The organism is Lysinibacillus sphaericus (assembly GCF_015844675.1).
GTDB classification, from domain to species: Bacteria; Bacillota; Bacilli; order Bacillales_A; family Planococcaceae; genus Lysinibacillus; species Lysinibacillus sphaericus_E.
This window is the reverse complement of the sequence record NZ_LDGC01000093.1, coordinates 846-1,885: the sequence shown is the minus strand read 5'-3', so window position 1 is coordinate 1,885 and position 1,040 is coordinate 846. Positions and strand designations below refer to the sequence as shown.

Sequence of the window (1,040 nt, the reverse complement as noted above, 5' to 3'; positions counted from 1 at the left end):
ATACCCAGGAGGATTAGCTCAGCTGGGAGAGCACCTGCCTTACAAGCAGGGGGTCGGCGGTTCGAGCCCGTCATCCTCCACCATTTGCCGGTGTAGCTCAGTTGGTAGAGCAACTGACTTGTAATCAGTAGGTCGTGGGTTCGACTCCTATCGCCGGCACCATTTGGAGCCATTAGCTCAGTTGGTAGAGCATCTGACTTTTAATCAGAGGGTCGAAGGTTCGAGTCCTTCATGGCTCACCATTTAAATTGCCAACAAAATATGCGGGTGTGGCGGAATTGGCAGACGCACTAGACTTAGGATCTAGCGCCGCAAGGCGTGGGGGTTCGACTCCCTTCACCCGCACCATTTTTCAAATTTAATAATTGCCAGGATAAATAAATCTTATGCACATGCGGAAGTAGTTCAGTGGTAGAACACCACCTTGCCAAGGTGGGGGTCGCGAGTTCGAACCTCGTCTTCCGCTCCAAATGTGCCGGGGTGGCGGAACTGGCAGACGCACAGGACTTAAAATCCTGCGGTAGGTGACTACCGTGCCGGTTCGATTCCGGCCCTCGGCACCATTTTTTATAATTAGCGCCCGTAGCTCAATTGGATAGAGCGTCTGACTACGGATCAGAAGGTTATGGGTTCGACTCCTGTCGGGCGCGCCAAATTAATATTTATCGGAATGTAGCTCAGCTTGGTAGAGCACTTGGTTTGGGACCAAGGGGTCGTAGGTTCGAATCCTGTCATTCCGACCATTTTATGGGGCCTTAGCTCAGCTGGGAGAGCGCCTGCCTTGCACGCAGGAGGTCAGCGGTTCGATCCCGCTAGGCTCCACCATAAAAGATAACCAGTATAAAGATCCTGGCGGCGTAGCTCAGCTGGCTAGAGCGTACGGTTCATACCCGTAAGGTCGGGGGTTCGATCCCCTCTGCCGCCATCTTAAAGGACCTTTAGCTCAGTTGGTTAGAGCAGACGGCTCATAACCGTCCGGTCGCAGGTTCGAGTCCTGCAAGGTCCACCATTTATATATTGTTACGGAGGTATACCCAAGT

The 1,040-nt window shown here is 52.7% G+C and carries 12 tRNA genes (1 of these 12 only partly in view); all 12 read left to right on the top strand.

The features are described 5' to 3' along the window. Positions 1–7: 7 nt before the first annotated feature. Positions 8–83 (top strand) — tRNA-Val (locus tag ABE34_RS23830). A 3-nt stretch (positions 84–86) separates the two neighbouring features. Next, positions 87–162 (top strand) — tRNA-Thr (locus ABE34_RS23825). Positions 163–166: 4 nt separating this feature from the next. Next, positions 167–242: transfer RNA gene (locus tag ABE34_RS23820), tRNA-Lys, on the top strand. Positions 243–263: 21 nt separating this feature from the next. Continuing rightward, positions 264–348 (top strand) — tRNA-Leu (locus ABE34_RS23815). A gap of 46 nt (positions 349–394) precedes the next feature. Next, positions 395–469, top strand: a tRNA-Gly gene (locus ABE34_RS23810). 5 nt (positions 470–474) lie between these two features. Further along, positions 475–563: transfer RNA gene (locus ABE34_RS23805), tRNA-Leu, on the top strand. A 13-nt stretch (positions 564–576) separates the two neighbouring features. After that, positions 577–653 (top strand) — tRNA-Arg (locus ABE34_RS23800). Between the two features lie 13 nt (positions 654–666). Beyond that, positions 667–743: transfer RNA gene (locus tag ABE34_RS23795), tRNA-Pro, on the top strand. Between the two features lie 6 nt (positions 744–749). Next, a tRNA-Ala gene (locus tag ABE34_RS23790) sits at positions 750–825 on the top strand. Between the two features lie 26 nt (positions 826–851). After that, a tRNA-Met gene (locus ABE34_RS23785) sits at positions 852–925 on the top strand. 7 nt (positions 926–932) lie between these two features. Next, a tRNA-Ile gene (locus ABE34_RS23780) sits at positions 933–1,009 on the top strand. Between the two features lie 15 nt (positions 1,010–1,024). Next, positions 1,025–1,040, top strand: a tRNA-Ser gene (locus ABE34_RS23775); it runs 126 nt beyond the window's last position.